The 23,374-nt window shown below is 36.6% G+C and carries 25 protein-coding genes; 7 read left to right on the top strand and 18 right to left on the bottom strand.

All coding sequences use genetic code 11. The annotated features are described in order from the left end of the window. Nucleotides 1-68 precede the first annotated feature (68 nt). Nucleotides 69-992 (bottom strand): LysR family transcriptional regulator, encoded by a 924-nt coding sequence (locus tag ACFSR8_RS11465; protein WP_380292150.1) that lies wholly within the window; start codon nt 990-992, stop codon nt 69-71. Nucleotides 993-1,075: 83 nt separating this feature from the next. Here ACFSR8_RS11465 and ACFSR8_RS11470 point away from each other — a divergent pair, with 83 nt between their 5' ends. Genes ACFSR8_RS11470 through ACFSR8_RS11480 form a run of 3 tightly spaced genes read left to right on the top strand, consistent with a single transcriptional unit; the run spans nt 1,076 to nt 2,612 of the window. After that, nucleotides 1,076-1,288 carry a hypothetical protein gene (locus ACFSR8_RS11470; RefSeq protein WP_380292152.1) on the top strand — a complete coding sequence of 71 codons (213 nt, stop codon included), beginning with the start codon at nt 1,076-1,078 and terminating at the stop codon, nt 1,286-1,288. Between the two features lie 10 nt (nt 1,289-1,298). After that, the gene (locus ACFSR8_RS11475; protein WP_186558238.1) at nt 1,299-2,267 is read left to right on the top strand and encodes a sodium-dependent bicarbonate transport family permease; all 969 of its coding nucleotides are present in this window, start codon (nt 1,299-1,301) and stop codon (nt 2,265-2,267) included. Between the two features lie 30 nt (nt 2,268-2,297). Continuing rightward, entirely contained in the window at nt 2,298-2,612 is a 315-nt protein-coding gene (locus ACFSR8_RS11480; RefSeq protein ID WP_380292154.1) for a hypothetical protein, read from the top strand. Nucleotides 2,613-2,705: 93 nt separating this feature from the next. Here the strand turns inward: ACFSR8_RS11480 and ACFSR8_RS11485 are convergent, their stop codons facing one another. From ACFSR8_RS11485 to ACFSR8_RS11550, 14 genes are all read right to left on the bottom strand, one after another. After that, on the bottom strand, nt 2,706-3,191 hold the full coding sequence (locus ACFSR8_RS11485; RefSeq protein ID WP_380292156.1) for a DUF6252 family protein: 486 nt from the start codon (nt 3,189-3,191) through the stop codon (nt 2,706-2,708). A gap of 21 nt (nt 3,192-3,212) precedes the next feature. Further along, nucleotides 3,213-4,202 (bottom strand): NAD-dependent epimerase/dehydratase family protein, encoded by a 990-nt coding sequence (locus ACFSR8_RS11490; RefSeq protein WP_380292158.1) that lies wholly within the window; start codon nt 4,200-4,202, stop codon nt 3,213-3,215. 73 nt (nt 4,203-4,275) lie between these two features. Further along, nucleotides 4,276-4,614 (bottom strand): hypothetical protein, encoded by a 339-nt coding sequence (locus ACFSR8_RS11495; protein WP_380292160.1) that lies wholly within the window; start codon nt 4,612-4,614, stop codon nt 4,276-4,278. A 492-nt stretch (nt 4,615-5,106) separates the two neighbouring features. Continuing rightward, nucleotides 5,107-5,364, bottom strand: coding sequence for a hypothetical protein (locus tag ACFSR8_RS11500; protein ID WP_380292162.1), 258 nt, complete (start codon nt 5,362-5,364; stop codon nt 5,107-5,109). A gap of 80 nt (nt 5,365-5,444) precedes the next feature. Next, the gene (locus ACFSR8_RS11505) at nt 5,445-5,957 is read right to left on the bottom strand and encodes a hypothetical protein (protein ID WP_380292164.1); all 513 of its coding nucleotides are present in this window, start codon (nt 5,955-5,957) and stop codon (nt 5,445-5,447) included. 10 nt (nt 5,958-5,967) lie between these two features. Then, nucleotides 5,968-6,360, bottom strand: a complete 393-nt coding sequence (locus ACFSR8_RS11510; RefSeq protein ID WP_380292166.1) for a hypothetical protein — start codon at nt 6,358-6,360, stop codon at nt 5,968-5,970. Between the two features lie 114 nt (nt 6,361-6,474). Continuing rightward, nucleotides 6,475-7,245 (bottom strand): SDR family NAD(P)-dependent oxidoreductase, encoded by a 771-nt coding sequence (locus tag ACFSR8_RS11515; protein WP_380292168.1) that lies wholly within the window; start codon nt 7,243-7,245, stop codon nt 6,475-6,477. After that, nucleotides 7,242-8,228: an NAD-dependent epimerase/dehydratase family protein gene (locus ACFSR8_RS11520; RefSeq protein ID WP_380292170.1), complete on the bottom strand. Its 987-nt coding sequence runs from the start codon at nt 8,226-8,228 to the stop codon at nt 7,242-7,244. Before ACFSR8_RS11520 ends, ACFSR8_RS11515 begins: the two co-directional genes overlap by 4 nt. Before the next feature lie 2 nt (nt 8,229-8,230). Next, the gene (locus tag ACFSR8_RS11525; protein ID WP_380292173.1) at nt 8,231-8,893 is read right to left on the bottom strand and encodes a CPBP family intramembrane glutamic endopeptidase; all 663 of its coding nucleotides are present in this window, start codon (nt 8,891-8,893) and stop codon (nt 8,231-8,233) included. After that, complete coding sequence (locus ACFSR8_RS11530; RefSeq protein ID WP_380292175.1) at nt 8,890-9,468, bottom strand: DUF6134 family protein; 579 nt, start codon at nt 9,466-9,468, stop codon at nt 8,890-8,892. Before ACFSR8_RS11530 ends, ACFSR8_RS11525 begins: the two co-directional genes overlap by 4 nt. 235 nt (nt 9,469-9,703) lie before the next feature. After that, a complete protein-coding gene (locus tag ACFSR8_RS11535; RefSeq protein WP_380292177.1) occupies nt 9,704-10,771 on the bottom strand; it encodes a helix-turn-helix domain-containing protein in 1,068 nt (355 codons plus the stop codon). Between the two features lie 598 nt (nt 10,772-11,369). Continuing rightward, on the bottom strand, nt 11,370-11,906 hold the full coding sequence (locus tag ACFSR8_RS11540; RefSeq protein ID WP_380292179.1) for a hypothetical protein: 537 nt from the start codon (nt 11,904-11,906) through the stop codon (nt 11,370-11,372). A 35-nt stretch (nt 11,907-11,941) separates the two neighbouring features. Next, nucleotides 11,942-12,478: a YybH family protein gene (locus ACFSR8_RS11545; protein ID WP_380292181.1), complete on the bottom strand. Its 537-nt coding sequence runs from the start codon at nt 12,476-12,478 to the stop codon at nt 11,942-11,944. A gap of 173 nt (nt 12,479-12,651) precedes the next feature. Continuing rightward, nucleotides 12,652-16,665: a hybrid sensor histidine kinase/response regulator transcription factor gene (locus tag ACFSR8_RS11550; RefSeq protein WP_380292183.1), complete on the bottom strand. Its 4,014-nt coding sequence runs from the start codon at nt 16,663-16,665 to the stop codon at nt 12,652-12,654. 174 nt (nt 16,666-16,839) lie between these two features. Here ACFSR8_RS11550 and ACFSR8_RS11555 point away from each other — a divergent pair, with 174 nt between their 5' ends. The 4 genes from ACFSR8_RS11555 to rpe all read left to right on the top strand — a co-directional run bounded on the left by ACFSR8_RS11555 (nt 16,840) and on the right by rpe (nt 19,533). After that, entirely contained in the window at nt 16,840-17,214 is a 375-nt protein-coding gene (locus tag ACFSR8_RS11555) for a hypothetical protein (protein WP_380292185.1), read from the top strand. Nucleotides 17,215-17,371: 157 nt separating this feature from the next. Continuing rightward, nucleotides 17,372-18,235 (top strand): sigma-70 family RNA polymerase sigma factor, encoded by an 864-nt coding sequence (locus ACFSR8_RS11560; protein ID WP_027137161.1) that lies wholly within the window; start codon nt 17,372-17,374, stop codon nt 18,233-18,235. 178 nt (nt 18,236-18,413) lie between these two features. Then, nucleotides 18,414-18,824 (top strand): BLUF domain-containing protein, encoded by a 411-nt coding sequence (locus ACFSR8_RS11565; RefSeq protein WP_380292188.1) that lies wholly within the window; start codon nt 18,414-18,416, stop codon nt 18,822-18,824. Between the two features lie 46 nt (nt 18,825-18,870). Further along, entirely contained in the window at nt 18,871-19,533 is a 663-nt protein-coding gene (gene rpe / locus ACFSR8_RS11570; protein WP_380292190.1) for a ribulose-phosphate 3-epimerase, read from the top strand. Between the two features lie 6 nt (nt 19,534-19,539). On the opposite strand, the gene ACFSR8_RS11575 is transcribed toward rpe, so the two are convergent. From ACFSR8_RS11575 to ACFSR8_RS11585, 3 genes are read right to left on the bottom strand one after another with little or no spacing between them, the layout of a single operon-like run. Further along, a complete protein-coding gene (locus ACFSR8_RS11575; protein ID WP_380292192.1) occupies nt 19,540-20,829 on the bottom strand; it encodes a phenylacetate--CoA ligase family protein in 1,290 nt (429 codons plus the stop codon). Next, nucleotides 20,829-22,499, bottom strand: a complete 1,671-nt coding sequence (locus tag ACFSR8_RS11580) for a C45 family autoproteolytic acyltransferase/hydolase (protein WP_380292194.1) — start codon at nt 22,497-22,499, stop codon at nt 20,829-20,831. The genes ACFSR8_RS11575 and ACFSR8_RS11580 overlap by 1 nt, the downstream gene beginning before the upstream one ends. Beyond that, entirely contained in the window at nt 22,496-23,371 is an 876-nt protein-coding gene (locus ACFSR8_RS11585; RefSeq protein WP_380292196.1) for a cupin-like domain-containing protein, read from the bottom strand. The genes ACFSR8_RS11580 and ACFSR8_RS11585 overlap by 4 nt, the downstream gene beginning before the upstream one ends. Between the last annotated feature and the right edge of the window lie 3 nt (nt 23,372-23,374).

Consider the following 23,374-nt stretch of genomic DNA (forward strand, 5'->3'; position numbering starts at 1 on the left):
GGTTTGTCTTTGATAGAAATATCAACAATATTAAAACTAGCATTATTTAAAATGCACAACGGGTTTATTTAATAATTATCTAGCCAATGGAAGTGTTTTTTGGTGATTGCCTCTTTGTTTTCCTCAATATGTTCTATAAGTGCTTTGGCGATAGTAGACATGTTTTTAGAACTCAACCAAATCAAATTCCAGTTGGTAACAATAGGTAGGCCTTTTACCGGGATAATCTGCAAATCTCCTAGTTTGAGGGCCGTTTTTATACCAATTAATGGCATTATTGAAAAACCAAGTCCAGAAATCACAGCTTGCTTTAAAGCTTCATTAGACGTTAATTCCATTTTCTTATAAGTAGAAATCTTTTTAGAATCAATAAATTTTTCCATGGCCAAACGGGTGGCAGACCCCTGTTCGCGGTAAATCAACGGTAATTTTTGAAACTCGGCCTTGGATAAATGCTTTCCCTTAAGTTTATAGTCCCTCCCTCCTACCATGTACAGCTCATTTCGCATCAGCTCAATGCGATTTATTTTGAGCTTTTTAGGTATGGTAGACACCATAGCAAAATCTACTTCGTTATTTTCCAGTACCCGAATTACGGAGGCTTTGTTGGTTACATCCATAATCAAGTCTACTCCTCTATTTTTATTGATAAAATCAGACAAAAAATAAGGCATTACATACTTTGCTGTGGAAACGATTGCGATCTTCAGCTTGCCTGCCAATTCGCCCTGAAAGGACAATGCCTTGTAGTCGATAGCCCTGACTTCCTCCATAATTTTCTCCGCCGCCTGTGCAATTTCTTCACCAAATTCTGTGATATAAATACGCCGACCCACTACCTCAAACAGGGGAATTTTAAACTGATCTTGGAACTTTTTTAACTGAATGGAAACAGCTGGCTGGGTAAGATACAGGGCTTCTGAAGCCTTTGTAACACTCTGTAATTCAGCTATTTTTAAGAATATTTCCAACTGATGTAAAGTGTAATTCATAATTAACATTTATATATTTCATAATAAATATAAATAAAATTATATGAAATATTTGTATAAACTTTGCACCAAATTTAAAAACGATGAAAGAAAAAATTTTTAACAGCATCAAAAAGATGAAGTCAAATGCCTTAAACAGGAATCAAATTATCCTGACTTTTATGTTTTTAGTTGTCATTCTATTATCCTTACAAAATGATGGCCTATTTATTAAGGAATTGGCACTAATTGGAGCTATAATGTTTCTTGCTACTATTAGTTCAAAGTCAAAAAATCAAGATAACAGCAACTGGTAAAACACACTGAATGGATTTACATTTACTAATTGACAACCTTACAAACCCGGCATTACTATTCTTCTTTTTAGGAGTTATAGCGGTGCAGCTGAAGAGTGACTTAAAAATACCTGAGAACTCTTCAAAATTTATTTCGCTTTATCTATTGCTTGCCATCGGATTTAAAGGTGGACAGGAACTAGCGCACAGCGAATTCGACCTAGAGATATTATGGTCGCTTTTATTCGGGATCTTTCTAGCAGTTGCCGTTCCAATCTATGCTTATTTTATCCTTAGACGGAAATTCAGTATAGAAAATGCGGGAGCCATCGCAGCCTCCTATGGATCCGTAAGTGCAGTAACTTTTGTAACAGCGATTTCATTTTTAGAAATTGAACAAATCCCTTTTAGTGGGCATATGGTAGCAGTTATGGCATTAATGGAAGCACCTTCAATAATGATTGGACTGTTACTCATCATGCTCTTTAAAGGAGGCAAAGGAAAATCTGATATCCCAATGAAAACAGTGTTTCAGCACGCCTTGTTTAACGGCAGTGTGCTGTTAATATTAGGGAGTTTAGTTATTGGTTACTTGGCTAGTGAAGCCCAGGCCCAAGGCATTAAGCCCTTTACAACGGATATATTCAAAGGGTTTTTATCAGTTTTCCTTTTGGACATGGGGATCACCAGCGGTCAAAAGCTAAATGAATTTATAAAGAAAGGGTGGTTTGCCTTAATTTTTGCCATCGTGGTCCCAATCATCAATGGATGCCTGGTGGCTGTAGCAAGTGGGGCCTTTGTAACGGGTACTGGAAACCGATTGCTTTTCGCAATTTTGGCGGCAAGTGCCTCTTATATTGCGGTACCAGCGGCAATGAAAATAGCGGTACCAAAGGCAAGCCCGAGTTTGTACATACCCATGGCGCTAGCCATTACGTTCCCGTTTAACATCACACTCGGCATGCCCCTGTATCTGTGCATCATTCAAAACTGTTATTAATAATAAAGTATAATCTAAAATTAAAATATCATGGAAACCGTAACAAAAAAAATCAACGATATTACAATGGAAAAGCAAAACATTAAATTGATTGACGGATATTTTAACGTATCCGAAGCTAAGGACGTTATTGATGCCGTATTGGACATCAAAATCAACCACCATAAATTAAAAAGACTATCAATTACAGAAGGAAACAGCGAAGATTTATGCGAATACGATAGTGGTAGAATCAACGAACTTATTGATGCAAAATTGGATGCACAGTCATTTTTTAATGATGCTAGATTAGAGGGTAAAAAGCTCAAGATTAGCAGTACTATCACCATTGAGATTGAGGAATAAGTTTAGCACAACAATTTTAATTTGACTATACAAATTCATAGTAATGCCCGTCCATAGGGATGGGCATTTTTTTTGTATTAGAACAACCAAAGACTATTGTCTCAAAATGTTGAATTCGCCTTCTTTAACAATGTGCGTGCCGCCATTCTGCAGCTCGGTGTTAAACTCAAATACCCCAACGACGTTTTCCTCATTAAGTTCAGTGATGGTGACATATCCCGCAACCGCAGGATGGTCGATGGCCGGGCCATCATTATTTTGATCAAAAAAATCAAACGGATCGCCAAATGTTAAGGTAGCATACACATTGCCTTCATCAAAATTATAGGTGCCAATTTCGGGAGGTATTCTAATTGAAATACCTATTTCAAGATCGCCGTTGTATCCATAGATAACGATTAAGTCGTCAAATTCGCTGTAAAAAGCGGCGTAAAACCCAGGCAAAGTCCTCATCGTGCCGTCAATTCGGGCTTGAATACTGCCGTAGTCCATTTGTTCTGCATCTTCAACAGAATCCCCACTACATCCGGTAAGGACTAAAAAGGCTAAAAAGACAATATAAATTGTTGTTTTTTTCATGGTTTTTATTTTAGTATTCGTTTAAAATTTATTTTTTGGTTGCGCATAAAACCATTCACAGGATTCTTTTATGCCTGTATCAATGGGATTATATTTCAGTTTAAGTTCTCTTTTGGATTTTTCATTTGAAAAAAAGTTGTTTGTCAACAACAATTTAATATTGACTGAAGACAGGGGTGTACTAATTCTAAAGTATCTTAAAACATCACCCATCAGGCCAAGCCATCGGAGTAATGCATCAGGCATTGGTACGATAACAAATTTTCGTTTTGTAAAACTCCTAAGCTTTATAAAAAAATCAGAATAACTTAAATTTTCATTTCCAAGAAGATAGCATTCACCACTTTTTCCATACTTCATTGCATTTAAAATACCTTTCGACACGTCGCGCACATTGACAAAATTTTTCCCTCCAGACGGACAGAGCACCACGCGTTTTTTCATGCCCTCTAAAACTATTTTTCCAGAACTTGGTTTCGTACCAAATGCCCCGATCATAAACGTGGGGTTTACAATTACCACATCCATTTCTTCTTTCTGACTAAGCAAGTAATCGGTCGCTTCCGTTTTACTTTGACAATAAAATGAACTCGTAAACGGATATTTCATTTGGGTGTTTTCATTGCCGGGACTTTTTAGATCACCATAACCAAATTGGTTTGCGGTACTAACGTAAATCAGTTTTTTGACTTTGTTCTTTTTACAGGCTTCCAGAACATACTTTACCCCTTCAACATTAATCTTTCGGTAATTTTCATAACTCAACAAATTTTGGTCTGTTAAGGCCGCGGTATGGATAACCACATCAATATTTAAAAAAGCCTTATTTAATGCGTCTATGTTTGTAATATCCCCTTCAAAAAGTTTGAGGTTTTTATGATTTATATCCACAAAACGATCGCTTTTTCTTAAAAAGCCAGTAACATTGTACCCACTTTCCAGAAGCTCAATTACGGTATTTACACCCAATAATCCGTTTGCTCCAGTTACTATCACTTTGTTATATTCCATTTTTAAAACAATAAATTAAAACTATTGTGTATTGATTACATTTTGGGCCATATTCCTACCTCGACACCCTTCGTTATTTAATTTCAAGGGTATATTGCCTTGATGTGCTATCCTTGCAAGCATCTCCCCTTGAGGGGTTTTCCAAATCGTTTACATTACGTGAGTCGAATACACTTAATTGGACCGAAATTGTAAAAGTCCCTTTCTCAATGGGCGTGCCCTCCAATATTAGGGTTGTAGTTGCCGCGTTAACCATAATACCATTGGGCAACCCACTAATATCGTAGTCAAAAACATAATCGTTGTTATTTGAACTTCCTTGTACAGTGGCGGTAATAACATCATAATAGTTTAGGCCCAAATTGCCTGTTTTCAATGTTTTATCCTGCAATTCTGGATTAAGGTTTACCACGCAATCCGCTAGAGTTTCTAGGGCATCCTCGCAAGCTACTCCTGAAATAGAAATAATCCATATGAAAAAAAAATTGTCTTAATGCTTTCATCATAGTTATCATTCTTACTGTTTTTATAAACAATGTCTTTTTAATTTCAATTACTTTCGACTTAAAATTCTAGACTATTTTCTAATCATAACATGTAGCCCTAACCTGTCTTGTGGCCTCAGTACCAATTTCGAACCTTCCATTAGTAACCAGTATTACTTCACTACAATTGCTCTGGTTTATAGCTCTAAAATAAAATGAACCTCTATATCTATCATTTTCTATAGATTCAATTGTAACACTACATTCTTCAACAAGGTATTCTTGCAACTCTGAACAAAATACAGTTGAATGATAACTTATGGTATCATATGGAGCTGGTGGCTTCCAGTCATTGTAAAACAAAAATGAAGCCCAAACACCATCTTCAATACCATAAACACCAACTCCTTTGGATGGTTTTATAATAAGTCTAATATTATATCCATCAGGAGAAGCGTATCATAGCCTTTTACCCCAGTTATTTCATGGAATTTCTCATCGCAACCTCCATTAATATCAAAAAAACCATAGCCATTCGCTCTTTCAAAAACGACGAGCTCCCCATTTATTTCTGCCTGCATGGCTCCAACAAAAATTTCCTCCCTAAGATCTTGTTTACTACAACCAAAACAAAGTGATATAATTACGGCGATTACTAGTCTAATTATCTTATTCATTATAAAATTTTATTAATATTTTACTTTCTAAACTTTATATGCTCATTATTCCATCCCAAATTGCAAAATTCAATCCGAAACTATATTTTTAAGTCAAACCTGCCATCGGTAATTGAAACTGTTCTATGAACATTTTCTAAAGTATAGCCACTAAAACTAAAAGTTCCTTTAACCTTTTCCGAAGTTATTTCTTCTATTTTAATGAATCCACTAGAAGCTATAAATCTATCCTTATAGGTATCAGAGAATAAATCTTTTATGTACTCCTCTGTACATTTCCAATTTTCCCCTATGTAAAAATTACCATATACGGAATCAGGATCAAAAGCGTGTGTTCCAATGGTTAGTGGTACACTAAGCCCTACCTGGATTTTTTCATAGCAGTTTTTTGCATTAAATTGTAGTCTGTTATTAAAAACGAAAATATAAATTGAGTTTTGCAATACTATCTTTTTGTTTTCATAAACGATTTCTACATACCCCATATCACTTATCGGGTATTCTACTACATTATTGTCGGCATCATCTATTTTACTACAACCTAGTGATACCAGAAAAAAACAAACAATAAAAACTTTTATAAAACCTTTCATTTTACAAGTATCAAAAATTAAACCTTATAGAAACTCTAAAATTATATCCCCTAGCCTCACCAAAATTATTGTCGAACTTTAGCATTCCTAAATTATAGGCAGCGTTTAGCTTTATATTCTTTTTCAAATCCAATCCAATATTAGCGACACAACCAAAATCAAAATCATCATAAAAATCCTGCCAGCGTAAATAGTCAGCAACCTCATTAAACGTTTTGGCAAACAAACTGCCCATCTGAGGTTTCAAACCAAAATCCATCCAGTCAATCAGAGTAATACTCTGGCCCGCTTTAACTTTTTCCGTACCAAACTTGATTTTTATTTTGGATACTTGCTCTTGGTTTTGGGCGTACGTCACGTTCAGCATAACAATCATCATTGCTATAAGTATTAGAGTTTTCATGACTTTTTATTTTTTTGGTTGGACCTCTACTTCAAAATTCCCTAATTCTATATATAGTTATATCCGAAATCATGTTCTATGGACAATTCTGGACATATTCGGACGTCGGCAAACTCAAATGGCATTGGCTGTCAGTCTGTTTTTAATAGCCATTGGAATAATACTGTCCAAAAACATAAACACCTTGTTCATAGCCCCAGGAATGATGACTTCTTTCTTTGCGAAAAATTTCTGAAGCGTTTCTTTAGCCGCAACTTCCGGGTCGAGAATGGAAGTTCTCGACAGCCATCCAAGTTTTCTGTTTTGCAAGCATAGGCCGGTTGTTGTATTCATCCCTCCTGGGCACACTATTGAAACCCAAATACCGTATTTACTAATTTCCTTTCTCAAGCTTTTTGAAAAGGATAGCAGGTATGCTTTTGTACCACCGTATACTTGCTTTTTGGGCAAATGGAAAAAGCTGGCCATACTGCTCACATTTAATATTCCAGAGGGCGCATTGGCCTTAAAATCCTCCATAAAGAGTTTTGTCAACAAGGTTGGTGCGGCTACATTTACGTGGATTTGCGTTAAGAAATAATCCTCATGCATATCCTCAAAATAGCCCCTGCTCAACACACCGGCATTGTTAATAAGATATTTTATAGAGGCGGCTTTGGCCTTAACTTTTTCAAATAGCCGATGACAGTTTTCTTTGGACCCTAAATCCATTTCAAAGGTTATGACTTCAATATTAAAGTTCGATTTTAGGAAGCGCCCAAGTTCAAGTAATCCAGAATTTGGTAACGAAACCATAACAAGGTTCATTCCCTGGCTAGCACATTCAATGGCAAGTGATTTTCCAAAACCAGTACTTGCCCCTGTGATTAATGTATAAGTTTTCATGAGTTTAGATTTAAATATTCAACTGTTTTCTTAAGCCCAAAATGCAAGGGCGTAATTTTATAATTCAGTTCCTTTTGTGCTTTTAAAGAAGAAGAAATGCGATTGACAAAAAGAGAATCCAGTACTTTTGGAGTTATTGAGGGAGCTACCCTTAATAGGTTTTGAAATATAGACGCAATAGAAAAAAATGCTTTGACCATGGCATAATTCACCTGTAAAATTTTAATCTTACTCTGTGTTAAGGTTTTAATTAATGAGAAGAGCTGTTTATAGCTGATATTCTCCCCTCCTATAATATACCTTCCGTAGTTGACATCACTTTCCATGGCCAGAAGATGGGCATGTACAACATCATTGATAAAAACGTAATTTGATGTACTTTTTAACCTATTTGGGACTAGTAAAAAGTCCTTTTTGGCAATCATCGATATAAGCCTATTCACTCCATTTGAGTAGGTTCCTAATCCTGGCCCATAAACTTTTGAAACATTCAAAATGACACTAGAAAGTCCTTTTTTTGAATACTGCCTTACGATTTCCTCAGACATGCTTTTGGTCAATTCATAGTCATTAGCATAGGATGTTATTCTGGGTTGTGTCTCCGTAATTGGGATCTGGTTATAAGACGGCCCATATACGGATAGGGTACTGGTATAAACCACCTTTTTAACCTGGTGCTTCCACGCCGCTTTTAATAAGTTTTCGGTCCCAATAACATTCGTGTTATAAAAATTGTCGATGTTTCTGCATTTTAAATTGGTATATGCCGCTGTATGCATTACATAAGAACACTCTTTAATGGCATTTTCAATAGAAGCATAATCACAGATGTCGCCTTTAAAAAGGAAAAAATTTTCATGCTTTGGTACTTTTAAGGAATGTAAATCCCTGACCAGGGCATTGACCTGAATATTTCTTTCAGCTAAAGCCAAAGCTAATTGGCGACCTATATATCCGGTTGCACCGGTAAGTAAAACTTTCATAATCATGTTTTTAAAGTTTGGTGATAAAAGATTGATATTTCGTAAACTGCCGATAGTGTTAAGTGGAGTATAAAAACATACCACACCGTCTGAGTTTCATAAGCAAGTAGACATAACACAATACCAAATGGAATGGTTCCAATTATTTCCTTTTTCGAATCAAATAAGTGGATAATTAAATATGCCAAAGTGCAACAAGCTATGGCAAAGGCCAGATCAAATGTTTCCAATAAAGCAAACAGTAATACGCCCCTAAAGAAAAACTCATAGCAGAACAGAAACGTAAAGCGTATAGAAAAGTAAGCCCATGCCTCAGATTTATTATGATAACTTTCACTTTCGCTAAAATGGTTGGTGCGATTGGCCGAAGTCCACGATATCCACGCACATAAACCTAATACGGCTATAAAAGGCAATAAAATTTGCAATCGGGGAATCTCAATAGTGGTGATTAGATAACGAAGGTCAGGCATCAGCATGTAAAATAGTACTCCGAACAAAACAATGCCAAGGCTGTGCTTTAGGTTTAAGAGCCTGATACCGTTTCTAACCACCAAGGCATTTTCTAGATTAACTATCTCCAGTCTTTTATAAACCCAACTTAACAAAAAGTACGTAAGGAAGGCCACACTTATAAATACCCATATATTTTGTACACTGATCATGATTTCGCAGGAATTAGTGTTACACTAAACATGGAGCTATTTGCCTCAACTTTCACACACTTTCCATTTTCATAATAAAAGATGTTATACTTACCATCCAAAAAATCAACTTTATACACCCCTTCGGCTAGAGCCTCAACCTTTGCCATCCGTTTGATATAATCACAGTAAACCGATTTTATCGTCTTAGGTTCTTTGAAATAAAGCATCACAAGGTTGTCCTGAATGGCTTTAAGGCTTAATTTTTTGGTTGTTTCCGAATTCTCCAGATGGTAATTTTGGTTTTTATATACAACATCATGATCTGCCTTCACCTTGTTGTTTACCTTTCTGAAAACTGAAGAATGGATGAGAATACCGTTTTTATAAATCGAAGTTTCTTCTCCCTTTATACTGAAGTGTAGAATGAATTTAACATTAATGTCACTTTCTAAAGAGTAAATTGTGGAGCCGTTTCCCACATCACAGCTTACATTTATGGTTCCAATAACGGTATGATTTCTAACCACGTTGTAACTAATTTTCTTGATAGGTTTTTTATCATTGGCATGGGACACCGTAACAACGAATAACATAGATAGCATTCCCAGTTTTACAGCAAGCCTTTTTATAAAAGTTAGCTTTTTAGTGAAGCGAGATCCGCTTTTTATTTTCTTTAAGAGGTAAAGGATTAACATCGGTATCATGACTCAAAATTTTTAGGATTAATTTGTTAATCGTAAAAGTATTGGCGTAATGAAAAACCAATGTCCAGTATGGTCTAGGAAGCAATAATTAGGATGTCCAACGATTATTTCGGACTAAAAAAGACTAAAATTTGTCCCTAAATGTAGAAGGCGTTTCTGAAGTAAACTTTTTAAAAGCAGAATAAAAGGTAGATTTTGAGTTAAATCCACATTCCAGGCCGACGGCTACTATGGTATACTCACTAAATTCATCATTTGACAGGAACTGCTTAGCCTGTTCTACTCTCAATGAATTGATAAAATCGGAGAAATTATAGTCGCTATAGGAGTTTACAAGTTTGGAGAAGTAACTTTTGCTCATCCCGAGTTCCGTTGCCAATGTTTCCATACTTAACAAAGGGTCGAGATATAATTTATTCTCAATTATATGATCTCTGACAGTTTCAAAATCGGTTTTGTGCTTTTCATTAAAAAAATCATCGTCGTCTGCATTTTGTTCCGCAACATTTGGCGGTGCCAAAGCAACAGCATTGGCGCCAATAGAACTTCTCAATACAATCCGGTCACGCAATACATTGTACTTGTAAAAACCCTGATACCCCATCCAATACAAAAGTATGGACATGCCCAACCTTAAAAACAAATAGGTATCTTCATTTCCAGTTAAAGTCCTGATGGTTAATGCTACGGCCCAAAAAATAATCATAAATAAGCCTAGGCGGATAAACCACTTTATCCAATTTAAGTCATCATAGGACAATACATAGGAAATCAATTGATTCCTTCTAAAAATCAATAAACATGTATTTACAAATAGGAAAACAGTATAAAAGAGGTTAAAAATATCTTCAATTGTATTGTAATGAAGAATTATGGAGATATCTCTATCCGGAACTTCATAATAGACATATGAAATGACGCAAAGGTGAAGCACTATCTCAACTATAAAGATTGTAATAGAAATTTTCAAATAATCGTTGACCTTGTCCTGTACCTTCAAAAAATGGGTGGTAAAGGCATAAAACATTGGCATTATCAGAAAATACCAAGGCACAAGAAAATTTTTTATCAGAAACAAATCCGATATGAAATCATTATCTATGAGCCAACGTTGAAGGTTATTGAGGGAGATAAAAAGAACGGTTAAGTTAAGAAAAACGATAACCCTATCGCATTTTTTCTTAACAAACATGGTTACAAGGTTGAAAGCGAAACCTTGAACAACACCGGCTATTAGCAAAAAATCAATAATAGAAACCAAGTTCCGTCAGTATAATTTTACTAAAGATACTAATTTCAGCTATTTATATTAATTTCCGATTTGGATTTTTTACGGAGTAAAACATAATATATATAGCTATCTAATAACTGGTTGAGTACCGATAACCATTTTTTCGGTTTTTTATTCTCTTTTTTCATAATAAAGGATTTATAAAAATTGATGCCATTTATTTAATTGTATAAATCAATATTTATTGATGCCCAGTTAAAACTCGCGTTGGTCAAATCCTCTTTTTCAATATACTTGAATAAAATCCAATCCAAATTGGTTCAAAAGAACGACTAAAGATTGCCACACAATGTTCGTCTCAGATTTTGAGATCGCAACTTGCATCATATGAACGCGGCATTACGCACAATTAATTAGTAAAGGGAAGATATGCCTAAATTATAATAGCTATTATTTTTGGCCTTTCACTATTTCGTCAAAACCTAGGATTATCTGTGCATTGACGCCACTCAAGCAACTCTCGTATCGGTTTAAAAACTAGACTAAGTTTTCATTATTTCTAATTGAATTGTAACAAAAGCCCGCCAGAGTATATAGTATTAAATGAACCTAAATTATATTGCATCTTAAGACCTATCGAAAATTTCCTCCCTGTCTGAAATCTTATCTTTGCGACTAAAGGCAATACCAGCTCGTTAAATTTAGAATCATAATTATTTAATTGCTCGTCCACTTTATAGATTAGCAACCCACCACCAGCATGTGTCTCAATAAACAACCACTTTTTTATTTCAAACTCTCTTCCGTACAGTAAATTAATTTGGCTAAAGCTATCTCCCCCATCGCCCCAAATCACAAATTCTTGTCCTAATGAAACCAAAAAACTAAACACATTATTATTGAGGGAAACGCTTAAATCAGCACTTAGGGCAATACCACCGTCATTTTCGAACAAATCTTTACCTTCCTGTATTCCGTAAATTTCTAAGGGAACAATAGACCATGATTTAAATTTGAGTTTGGAACTTTCATCATTCTGGGAAAACAAAAAACCAGATATTAAAAAGAAAATTATTATCAGATATGAACTTTTCATTGAAATATAATTAGGCCTTTTCATAATATGATCTTCTATGCACTCTCCTTTTTTAAAGGCGAATGATGCTCATGTACTATTTTCCATCCCGTATCAGTTTTAAGAAATAGTAATGTGATTTGGTCATTAACAACAACCAGGTCCTTCCCAAACTTTAAATGAAAATCTGAATGAAAAGTAACATTTGCGACCTCTCCATAAACTGCAACCTTTAAATCTTTTGCATCAAACTTTACAACTTCAGTAACGGAGCCAAATACTTCTCTTTCAAATTTTTCATTCTCCATACTGCCCACTCGTGGCTCTCCACCATTAAATTCCGTGAACTTTGGACTATAAGCATGGAAGGCAATCAATTTGTTCATATCGCCATCGAAAACACTTTGAACAATAGCCTCCATAGTTTTTAATACTTCTTCTTTTGCTTCAGGAAATTCATCGTTCAGTAAATCTACTTTTTCTTCTTTTGCTTCCTCTTTAACCACCTCTGCTATTTCCTTTTGCTCTTGTTTACAAGCAAATAAGATTAACATACCAGCAATGGTTACAATCAATAATGTTTTAGTTTTCATAATTATAAATTTTAAGTTTGGATATTGTTTACTTTAACGCATAGGGGAGATTTTCAAATTTATAATCAGGACAGCAAAAGCCCTTTAACTATTTTTTCAAAGCATAGGAGTATTTCTGCAATACTTTAAAAAAACTAGTATTAATGGAGCATACGATTTAGCAATCGCTACTATTAGCTAATATCACTTGGCGATTTACCGAACTCTTTTTTGAAGGCCCTGCTAAACCATGACGGGTCGTTAAACCCAACCTCATAGGCAATTTCAGAGATGGTTTTATCGGAGTTTTGAAGAAGCGCTTTCGCTTTGTTTAATCGAATAGAGCGTATAAAAACTGCTGTGGATCGATTGGTAGTAGCTTTAATCTTTCGGTATAACTGCGATTCGCTCAAATGCATTTTTTCGGCGAGTTTTGCCGAATCAAAATCCGAATCGTCCATATAAGAGTTTACCAATTCTATCACCTGTTTTATGAACACGGTTTGCGGCTCTTTGTCCTTCCGCTCAATAAAGGCTTTAAAATCCTCCTGACTGAATTTTTCAATCATGGTTTTTCTAAGCTGGATCAATTGACCTATTCTTGCAAAGAGCTCTTTTTTATTAAATGGTTTTACCAAATAAGCATCGGCACCGTAGGTTAAGCCTTCTATTCGGTCTTTATCACTGGCTTTCGCGGTTAAAAGTATTATGGGAATATGATTAGTCACCAATTCGGTTTTAAGTGTAGTACAAACCTCAAAACCGTTCTTTTTGGGCATCATCACATCGCTGATAATGATATCCGGTATGTAAGTTTTTGCCATCTCGATGCCTTTTTCACCGTCTTCCGCCAATAGGACTTTATAATCGTTTTCAAGACAGGTTTTTAAATAATAAGCAACATCTTTATTGTCCTCTATAATCAAGGCAATTGCCGATTTTTCATCGATTGGGATGGGTATGTTCTGGTCATCCGTAAAAGTTGCATTTGCTAATCTCGCACCACTTTCAGCATGCACTTCAACTTTTTTAGTTGAAATATGAGCCTGGTTCGTTATGGGCAACGTCACAGTAAACTCGGCTCCTTTTCCTTCTTCACTTTTTACTTTAATTTGCCCATCCATCAATTTTACCAACTCCTTGGTCAACGCCAGTCCAATGCCCGTGCCTTTAAACTGGGGCGAGGCGTAATTTTTAACTTGATAAAACTTCTGGAAAACATTAGGAAGGTCGGCCTTCGGGATTCCTATGCCGTCATCAATAATCTTAATCATTAGGGATTTGACTTCTGTTTTTAAATGACAAATGATTCTTCCATGTTCCTCCGTAAATTTTATGGCATTCACGATTAGGTTTTTGACGATAGTCCCCAGTTTTTCGGCGTCAACATCCATGTACAATTGGCTTATTTCGGAATAAAACACATAATCAATCTGCTTTTCCTTAGCCATGGACTCAAAGCTTTCAAAGATATATTGGATGTAGTTGACCACCTCTATTTGTACCAAATCCACATCTATTTCGGCACTTTCCAATTTGGTAAGATCCAGAATGTCGTTTACCATTTTTAGGAGATTGGAACTGTTTTCCTTAATTAAATGAAGTGATTTTGCCCTGCCCGATGATTTGGATTGGTTCTCTTCCAAAGTTTCTGCCATACCCTGAATAACGGTTATGGGCGTCCTAAATTCATGGGTTATATTGGTGTACAATGAATTTTTGAGTTGGTCTACCTCCTTTAATTTCTTGGATTCGGCCAAAGCTAATTTTCGGGATAACTGAAAATGATAAAACCAATAGGCTAAAGCAATCAACAATCCAATATAGCTAAGAATGGCCAGGTTGCTGGACCACCAAGGCGGATATACTTTTATCTTCATTTTAAGTGGTGGTTGGCCCCAAACATTACCTCTGGAAAATCCGTTGACCTCCAAGTCATACGTTCCTCGTGGCAAATTCAAAAACTGAATGGTATTGTCGTTTATAAAATTCCATTCGTTACCAATAGGAGCTAACCTATAAGCATACTTAATATTTTTATCCAATCGGAAATCCAGAGCCGAAAATTTCAGATAAAATGGGAACTGATCATTTTGAATATTTATTTTTGCTGTGGTTTCAATGGAAGCTTCCAAAGCGCTCTGATGGTGAAACGGCTCAATTACCTCCTCCCTAATGCGCAACTGCGAAAAATAGAGCTGTTGTGGTAAATCCAATGTGCTAATAGCGTTGGGATCAAAATAAGTAAGTCCTTCCACCCCGCCCATATAAATTGTGCCCGCTTCATCACGATATCTGGCATGTGTATCGAATTCCCTACCCTGAATATTGTCGAATGTAGAAAAATGTGCAAACTTCTGGGTAATGGGTTCGAACTTTACCAATCCGTCATTAGTCCCAATCCATAGATTACCCTGCAAATCATTCTGGAGACTATAAATCAGCATATTGGGAAATTGATCTTGTTTTGACCACGAAGTGAAGCCTCCATCTCTATTAAAAAGGCTCAACCCTTTTCTGGTCCCCATCCAAACTTGATTGTTGTCATCCACTAAAATATCATTCACAGCATTATGTGCTATAGTGTTTTCAATGTGATCTTCTTTTTTGAAATTTTTGAATTGAACTGAATCGTAGTTGTTACTCTTAAAAGTAATTCTTGAAACACCATTTTGAGTGCCTACCCAAATATTTCCATTTTTATCCAGTTCCAAGCAATTGGTTTCGTTGCTGGTTAATGTATTGCCATTACCAACATCATGCTTATAACGCGCAATGTTATAGCTACCGTTTGGACGATACTCCATTCGAAAAATACCATGTTCGTGAGTAGCGCCCCATAATACATTGTTGTCATCCAAAACCAAATCTTTTAAAAAGTTGGCATTGATAGAATTGGTATTATTCGGATTATGATAAAAGTTTTTAAACTTAAGATGCTCCGGATCAAAATTATTCATGTCCAGCAAACTAAGTCCCCTGGTCGTGGCAAACCACATACGGTTATTAATATTATCGGAAACAATGGCCCTTACCACCGAGCCCGCAATGGAATTTGATTCGTTCTGATTATCGACATAATAATATACACCATCATTGGTAATGAGATTTAGCCCTCCGTCCGAAGTACCGACCCAAAGTCCATTTTTATCCTTGTAAACCGAAAAAATCACGTTGTCATTGAGCAACCTTTGCCCCTTTTTATTCTTTGAGATATTCTGGAATACGGAAGGTTTAAATTCAATGCAGTTCAATTCGTTGGCCGTGCCCACAAACAATTGAGTTGTGGAAACTCTCAGCAAAGCCTGGACAGTATTATTGCTTAAGCCTAGCCCGGCTTCCTCTTCATATTCTATCTTATCCTTTACTTTTAGATCGATGAAGTCATAAAGATACAGGCCTCTGCCCGTGGCTACCCAAACATGACGGTCGTCTTCTTTAAGAAAATCCAAAACATGCATAGTTTTAAACGCTCCACTGTTTTCAAGTTCTATGGATTTTACATTACCAGTTTCAAATTCATAGGCAAAAAACCCTTCATAACCGCCAACCAGCAAATTATCTTTTGTTCTGAAAAAACTCTGAACATTTCCAGAAATTTTAACTTGTACCATTGGGCGCTCAAAATCTTCATAGAAACCTTGAATAGTCCCGTCTAGTTGGCCAACCCACAACATATTGGCATTATCCTTAAAAATACCTGTAATGGCGGAGCCACTCCTATAGTTTACAGGTGGAGCTTCTAAATCTTCCCAATAGAACAATCCATGATTTAGGGTAGCCACCCAAATGCCATTTTGGTGGCCTTTGGCCAATCCGCTAACGGTAACTTGTTTGTCAGTAATGCCAAATTTGATGCTTCGAAAAGTGTTTTGACGGGGATCGTACAAATTAAGGCCTTTGTCCCTTGTACCTACCAAAAGCTTCCCGTCTCTATAGGTTTCAATTTTAGTAATATAATTTCCCGAAATTGATAGCGAATCATTGGAATCGTGTAGAAATGTTTTAAATATATTCCCATCATATCTATTCAATCCATCTGCTGTGCCAATCCAAACGAACCCCTTATCGTCCATCACCATGTCATTCACTGACACTTGGGACATACCGTCCTCCATGGATAAATATTCAATTCTAGGTACCGCCTTTTGGGCAAGTACGGTGCAAACATTAAAAATGATGCAAATAGAACATAGAAATTTATTCATTTGTACTTTAAATGGTTGGTTTATAACGAAATATTCCTAAATATAGAAATTATATTCTTACAAAATAGCCTCTGACCTGAATTTATGGAAACCAAACTGTTAAACCCTGTTAAAAACTTGACTTTTTCACTTTATAACCTATATTATAAGTTAATCTTTAAATGAAAAGGGCAAATGATTTACACAGAAAAAGACAAGTATTCGGATGTTTTGGAGGAATCCATCACTTATTTGGAAAACCGCGGTTTTGAAAACATTAAGGCCGATATCGAGGGTTACGAAACCCCAAAATCCTATGTAAAAAAAGGAAGCGATATTGCCGTTACCCCTGACATCGTGGCGACAAAAGAGGGACGAAAACATATTTTTGACATAAGTTTAAAATCGGAAAAACCCAAACTCCTCAAATCAAAATGGTTGTTTCTACAAACCCTGAGCAACCTCAAATCCCATAGGTTTAAACTGATTACCAAAAGGGGACACATTCAATTCTCAAAGGATATGTTAGAGGATATCAACCTTACCAATACCAAACTTATCAGAATATAGTCGTATCTTTAAGGTCTTGTGACTTTTTTGCGGGATTTGCGTCCAATAAAAAGACAACATAAAATTAATGTGGAACATTTTGTAACATTTTTTGTTATTTGTACGTATAACTAAAGAGAACCCAAGATTCACAATTAATTTTACAGGAGATTTTTAGATGAGACAACTTAAAATTACGAAGCAGGTTACTAATAGGGAAACCGCTTCGTTAGATAAATATTTGCAGGAAATTGGCAAGGTAGATTTGATTACCGCTGATGAGGAAGTGGAGTTGGCACAACGTATTAAAGCTGGCGATCAAGTGGCTTTAGAGAAGTTGACCAAGGCTAACCTTCGTTTCGTGGTATCCGTAGCAAAACAGTACCAAAACCAAGGATTGACCTTACCTGATTTAATTAATGAAGGTAATTTAGGCTTGATTAAGGCCGCACAGCGTTTTGATGAAACCCGAGGTTTTAAGTTTATTTCCTATGCGGTTTGGTGGATTCGTCAATCTATCCTTCAGGCATTGGCAGAGCAATCTCGTATTGTACGCTTGCCATTGAACAAGATTGGCTCAATCAATAAGATTAACAAGACGTTTGCCTTTTTAGAGCAAAGTCACGAACGTCCTCCATCTGCAGAAGAAATCGCAAAGGAATTGGATATGACCATCAACGATGTGAAGGAGTCCATGAAAAACTCTGGCCGTCACGTAAGTATGGATGCACCATTGGTTGAAGGCGAGGATTCAAATTTATACGATGTTTTAAACTCAGGTGAGTCCCCAAATCCTGATAAGGAATTATTGCACGAATCGTTGCGTACGGAGATTGAGCGTGCCCTAGAAACCTTAACACCTCGCGAAGCGGACGTGATTCGTTTATATTTTGGTTTAGGAAACCAACACCCAATGACCTTGGAAGAAATAGGCGAAACCTTCGACTTAACACGTGAACGTGTAAGACAAATTAAAGAGAAAGCTATTCGTAGATTAAAACATACGTCTAGAAGCAAAATATTGAAAACATATTTAGGATAGCAATATTGCTACGACTAAATAACAGTAACAACAGTTACACATAACTGTTCGTTTTTTGATTGATGAAAGAACCCCCGGCTGATTACCGGGGGTTTATTTTGTTCACAAGTAATCCTACGCCTTTTTTTTCTATTTTTAGCGAAACGAATGTTGTTTAAATATTCTACTAAACTGAGATATGCTAAAAACTATCTGTTACATAAGCGACTCATATGGTTCTCATTCTTATGAAGATTTAAAAATGCTATATGAAAAAGCAAAGAAAAACAATCAGAAGAATGAAATCACTGGTGTTTTGATTTATAATAATGGAAATTTTCTACAGGTTCTGGAGGGCCATCCGGAAAGGGTGGACGCTACATACAGCAGAATCGAACTAGATTATCGACACCAAAATATATTTAAGGTTATCAACATCAATATAGAGCAACGTATTTTTGAAGATTACAACTTTGGGTTTACTATTATAGATGACTTCAAAGAATTTAGCGAACTAAACCAATACCTAGAATGGCTCAAAAATGCAGAAAACAAAGTTGCCAATAAAGTTATTACGGTTGTTGAAAATTTTATTGGTTCTATGCGCTGAGAGATTATAAAACACATATTTTTGTTGTTTCAATTATATCCATCAAATGAAATCTAAATTAATTGCCCCTTCTATTCTTGCAGCCGATTTCGGTAATCTTCAACGTGATGTTGAAATGGTAAACCAAAGCGACGCTGACTGGTTTCATATCGATATCATGGATGGCGTATTTGTTCCAAATATCTCATTTGGGATGCCTGTACTGAAGGCTATTGCCCAACACGCAATGAAGACTATCGATGTCCACCTTATGATTGTTGACCCCGATAGGTATATTAAAACTTTTGCAGAGCTGGGAAGTGATATTTTGACGGTGCATTATGAAGCTTGTATCCACTTGCACCGGACACTTCAAGCTATTAAAGCCGAGGGGATGAAAGCTGGTGTTGCCCTCAATCCACATACCAATGTAAATGTTTTAGAGGATACCATTAATGATATTGATTTGGTTTGCCTAATGAGCGTGAACCCGGGGTTTGGAGGACAGAGTTTTATTGAAAACACTTATAACAAGGTGCATCAATTAAAGGAAATGATTGTTCGTAAAGGGGCTTCCGTACAAATTGAAATAGATGGTGGGGTAACGAGCAAAAATGCCAAACAATTGGCCGATGCCGGAGCAGATGTGCTTGTAGCCGGAAGTTTTGTTTTTAAAAGTTCCGATCAACCTGAGACCATAAAAGAGTTAAAGGCGATTGCAAACTCTTAGCTTAATTTAAGTCCTTTTGTCAATTACATTAATTGGCTTCCTACTCATTTCAGGAAACTGCATGGCAAGGATTTCCTTTTTATTGTGAAATTGAATTTTCGGGGTAACCCTTAGTTTTGCACGAAAATGATCCTTTATATTATGCAACAACTGCTCGGAAATAGTCTTGGCGCTAATCCGCAATGTGATTTCATCCGTACCAATGTCGTTATGCGATATTTCGATAATATAGCAATCTACTTCACTAAAATCGTTCAAAATATTACCCATCGCAGGTGGGTACAGGGTTGTTCCCTTATATTTAATCATTTGCTTTTTTCGTCCTAAAACTGGCCCTAACCGAGGTGTATTTCTTCCGCATTTGCAGGTCTCATGATGCATCCTAAGCATATCTCCAGTTTTAAAACGCAGTAATGGCATCGCTTCTACCCCCAATGTCGTAATAGTTAATTCCCCTATTTCACCTTGCTCTACCGGATTATCATTATCATCCAAAATTTCGGGAATGATTAATTCCGGATGATGATGCCCTCCAATTTGATATTCACACTCCGTGAATGCCGTATTCATTTCTGTTGAAGCATAAGTTGAATATAGTTTTATGTCCCATTTGGACAGAATTTTACTGGATAACGTATTTAATGAAAAATCCTGCTCACGCAACGGTTCCCCAATGCAAATAGCGCCTTTCACTCCCGAATTATTTATGTCGATACCATGTTTTTCGGCATGAGCAATGAGCTTTAAAAGAAACGATGGAACGGTAATTAAATACGTTGGTTTAAACTTTAGAATGGAGTCCCATTGCAGTTCGGGAATACCCGCACCTACTCTAACAATTCCCGCACCCAATTTTCGGACACCCAAAAAGTAAGCCAGTCCAGCCATAAACCGTCTATCCATAGTGGTCATCAACTGTACCACGTCATTTTCTCCAATACCGGCACAAGCAAACGAAATAGCCTCGTTGTATGCAAGCCTATCCAAATCCTTGTCGCTTAATGCGAAAGTAACAGGGTCTCCTAAAGTACCCGATGTGGTTACATAATCGATAATTTTATTGCGTGGCACACATATAAAATCGTCATTATACAACTGAAGATCTTCCTTTGTAGTTGTCGGGATTTTCGATAAGTATTCTAACGATGTTATCTCTGCTATATCCACATTGTGCTTCTCAAAATGTCGCCTATAAAACTTGGATGTTTTGCTCAAATATGCCAAAGTCTCTACAAGTTTTTTTTCTTGGAACGCCCTAATGTCCGCAGTCGAAGATTTTTCTATATCAGGAATCATCAATCTAATTTTCTCTTTATTTTTTTGATATAAATATCTAAAGTTCTCAAATCTGGAACTGTAGTTACTTCTTTGGATTTAGCTTCTTCAAATGCAATTAAAGCCGCTCTAAAATACCCTTTTTCATAATAATATTTTCCTATTTGATAGTGGGTTTCCCAAAAGTCGGGATTGCTTTTTTTAAAAGCCTCAATGGTTTCGGGAAGTACTGTTTTATCTGTTTTAATGGCCTGTTGCATATCACGATTCAATTTTCTGTAGGTTTCGTAATCCTCATAGGCCTGGGAGTATAAAAACTCATCTTCCTTAACAATCAATTTTTGGTTTAAAAAGCCCCATTTCGGCAACTTACCGGCAAACACCTCATCCAAATCATAGGCTACAAAGGCTCCCAACTGATAAGGGTTTGAGGATACCCAAACTTGTCTTTCCTCCGGTTTAAATACAATCCCGTGATGCGCTCTCAACTGATTTAAGGCCTTTTCATTGCCATAGCCCAGAGATTTATCATCAATCCCTTCCCTGTTTCTTAAAACTGCAATAGCTTTTTCAACATTCATCTTTTTTGCATGATCCAATAATTCTTCCATGCGCTGATATCGATAGGCGGAGTGGCTTTCCTTTTTGTGCAAGATATTGTTTTCATCTTCGGCATAAGCTTCACTTTGAAAGTGATTGGAACAAATAAGTTCATTTGAATTCTCCACCTCATAAACCCCAAAGTTTTTAGGCGAAACCTCAATAATAACAGCTCTTTTATCCTTGGCTGAACCTATAAAAATGGATTCGGACACAAACACCTCCCGCTTTTTCGCAATAGCTATAGCTTCTTCAATATTTGACGCATATTGCAAAATTTCCCGGTTAAGGATGGAAATTGGTGTTTTCGCAATCCATGGGATTTTTGATTTTCCTGCATTGATGGTCACCGTAAGCCCATGCTCGTTCATTCCCGAAACCACCCCAATCATTCCTGCCCAAGTGACGGACATAAATTTATGACCCTTTTGGGGATTGACAAATGCAATGATTTTGTTTTTGGCAAAATCGTCACCTGCATAAAAATCAAAATTTCGGCCGATAAGGAGTTGACCATCCTTAGTTTTATCGCCCCAGGCGGCAAAAGAGGAACATCCCACCAAAGCCAAATCCTGAAGCGCATGCCCGATGTCGTGCGCGCCATGGAGGTATAAAACCCTTAAATAGTCATCAGCAATGTGGTCATAGTCATCCCCTGCATATTTTGACAGCCCATAGATTTCTGTTTTATATTCCTCTGGAATGTGGAGGTACATTTTCCGATTATAAAATGCCAAAATTTTTCTGAGCAACCACTGCTTAAACTTTGAGGGCACCAATTCATTCACTTTACTTAAAAAAGCGTTTTCCTGAAATTCAAACAACTCTTTAGTCAAAATCCCTGTATTTAAACCTAATTGATAGGGGTTGCCCTCAACGTAAAGTTCCCATGCGCCATATTTGTTTTTCGCAAAACTATTTTTCCCCGAAGTGAAGGTGGAATCGTTTACGGAAATTCGCTCTGCCGTAGAGGCATCATATTGCGCCACCTCGGGCACATCCTTCAAGGATTTGGAAACGCCACAAGAAAGTACTACAAGGGATATGCCCGTTAAAAAGGCAAAACGTATTTTGCGTAAAACGATTTTCATTCTAAATCCCTGAGTGCTTTATGGGTACGTTTCACGGCTTTCCTATCTTTATAATCAATCCACTTTTGACCTTTCCATTTGCGCATTCTGTTTTCAAAATGACGCATAAAAAAGACATTGTAAAGCATGTTTAGTGCCACCTTTGGCTTTTTAGAAAACGCTCTAAGAGTCATGGAGAAACCAGCATCCAGATACTCGACAAAATGCCAATACCCGCTGGGCATGTATAAAGCTTCCCCATGTTTCATAGTGACTTCAATGCCTTCAACATGTTTTAAAGCTGGATAGGTTTCAAAATCGGGATTGGTCATATCGATGGTTTCCAGATTATGGACTGCGTATGGAATTTTATATAAAAACCTGGTTTGTTCAGGTGGAAATAACAAGACGCGCTTGGTACCATGAAAATGAAAGTGCAACAAATCGGCCAAATCCATATCATAATGGGCCAGTACCTGAGAACCCTTGCTTCCAAAGAATAGCACGGGCAAACGCTTAAAAAACTTCATCCCTATGTTAGGGTAACTAAAATCCTCAAGGAGCTTCGGCATCTTTTTCATAACATCATAGAAAAAAATACGCAGGTCGGTAGGTTTGGTTTTTAAAAGCTCGATATAATCAAATAGCTTCATTTCGGTAACCGGTTCGGCTGACTTTTGCTTTCCTTTAGTCGTTTGGTTATTATACAATGGTACAACCTGATCCCCAGCCATAGATTGGATATAATCCAAACTCCATTTTTCATTAGCACCCCAATCCTTGGTCAAGCCCTCAATTAAAACAGGACGCTGAGGCTTGTAATAGTTTTGAACAAATTCTTCCTTGGTAATATTCTTTACCCTTTCTATGGGCTTCAACTTGAATTTTGCCATAGC

This window comes from Hyunsoonleella rubra (genome assembly GCF_042684665.1).
Classification (GTDB): Bacteria; Bacteroidota; Bacteroidia; order Flavobacteriales; family Flavobacteriaceae; genus Jejuia; species Jejuia rubra.

What these genes read in the sequence shown, in the direction of transcription:
- ACFSR8_RS11550 (WP_380292183.1), bottom strand. Translation starts at nt 16,665, where the DNA reads ATGAATAAATTTCTATGTTCTATTTGCATCATTTTTAATGTTTGCACC.
- ACFSR8_RS11520 (WP_380292170.1), bottom strand. Translation starts at nt 8,228, where the DNA reads ATGAAAGTTTTACTTACCGGTGCAACCGGATATATAGGTCGCCAATTA.
- rpe (WP_380292190.1), top strand. Translation starts at nt 18,871, where the DNA reads ATGAAATCTAAATTAATTGCCCCTTCTATTCTTGCAGCCGATTTCGGT.
- ACFSR8_RS11560 (WP_027137161.1), top strand. Translation starts at nt 17,372, where the DNA reads ATGAGACAACTTAAAATTACGAAGCAGGTTACTAATAGGGAAACCGCT.
- ACFSR8_RS11475 (WP_186558238.1), top strand. Translation starts at nt 1,299, where the DNA reads ATGGATTTACATTTACTAATTGACAACCTTACAAACCCGGCATTACTA.
- ACFSR8_RS11470 (WP_380292152.1), top strand. Translation starts at nt 1,076, where the DNA reads ATGAAAGAAAAAATTTTTAACAGCATCAAAAAGATGAAGTCAAATGCC.
- ACFSR8_RS11535 (WP_380292177.1), bottom strand. Translation starts at nt 10,771, where the DNA reads ATGTTTGTTAAGAAAAAATGCGATAGGGTTATCGTTTTTCTTAACTTA.
- ACFSR8_RS11505 (WP_380292164.1), bottom strand. Translation starts at nt 5,957, where the DNA reads ATGAAAGGTTTTATAAAAGTTTTTATTGTTTGTTTTTTTCTGGTATCA.
- ACFSR8_RS11500 (WP_380292162.1), bottom strand. Translation starts at nt 5,364, where the DNA reads ATGAATAAGATAATTAGACTAGTAATCGCCGTAATTATATCACTTTGT.
- ACFSR8_RS11480 (WP_380292154.1), top strand. Translation starts at nt 2,298, where the DNA reads ATGGAAACCGTAACAAAAAAAATCAACGATATTACAATGGAAAAGCAA.
- ACFSR8_RS11465 (WP_380292150.1), bottom strand. Translation starts at nt 992, where the DNA reads ATGAATTACACTTTACATCAGTTGGAAATATTCTTAAAAATAGCTGAA.
- ACFSR8_RS11490 (WP_380292158.1), bottom strand. Translation starts at nt 4,202, where the DNA reads ATGGAATATAACAAAGTGATAGTAACTGGAGCAAACGGATTATTGGGT.
- ACFSR8_RS11540 (WP_380292179.1), bottom strand. Translation starts at nt 11,906, where the DNA reads ATGAAAAGTTCATATCTGATAATAATTTTCTTTTTAATATCTGGTTTT.
- ACFSR8_RS11510 (WP_380292166.1), bottom strand. Translation starts at nt 6,360, where the DNA reads ATGAAAACTCTAATACTTATAGCAATGATGATTGTTATGCTGAACGTG.
- ACFSR8_RS11525 (WP_380292173.1), bottom strand. Translation starts at nt 8,893, where the DNA reads ATGATCAGTGTACAAAATATATGGGTATTTATAAGTGTGGCCTTCCTT.
- ACFSR8_RS11580 (WP_380292194.1), bottom strand. Translation starts at nt 22,499, where the DNA reads ATGAAAATCGTTTTACGCAAAATACGTTTTGCCTTTTTAACGGGCATA.
- ACFSR8_RS11485 (WP_380292156.1), bottom strand. Translation starts at nt 3,191, where the DNA reads ATGAAAAAAACAACAATTTATATTGTCTTTTTAGCCTTTTTAGTCCTT.
- ACFSR8_RS11530 (WP_380292175.1), bottom strand. Translation starts at nt 9,468, where the DNA reads ATGTTATTCGTTGTTACGGTGTCCCATGCCAATGATAAAAAACCTATC.
- ACFSR8_RS11555 (WP_380292185.1), top strand. Translation starts at nt 16,840, where the DNA reads ATGATTTACACAGAAAAAGACAAGTATTCGGATGTTTTGGAGGAATCC.
- ACFSR8_RS11565 (WP_380292188.1), top strand. Translation starts at nt 18,414, where the DNA reads ATGCTAAAAACTATCTGTTACATAAGCGACTCATATGGTTCTCATTCT.
- ACFSR8_RS11545 (WP_380292181.1), bottom strand. Translation starts at nt 12,478, where the DNA reads ATGAAAACTAAAACATTATTGATTGTAACCATTGCTGGTATGTTAATC.
- ACFSR8_RS11585 (WP_380292196.1), bottom strand. Translation starts at nt 23,371, where the DNA reads ATGGCAAAATTCAAGTTGAAGCCCATAGAAAGGGTAAAGAATATTACC.
- ACFSR8_RS11515 (WP_380292168.1), bottom strand. Translation starts at nt 7,245, where the DNA reads ATGAAAACTTATACATTAATCACAGGGGCAAGTACTGGTTTTGGAAAA.
- ACFSR8_RS11575 (WP_380292192.1), bottom strand. Translation starts at nt 20,829, where the DNA reads ATGATTCCTGATATAGAAAAATCTTCGACTGCGGACATTAGGGCGTTC.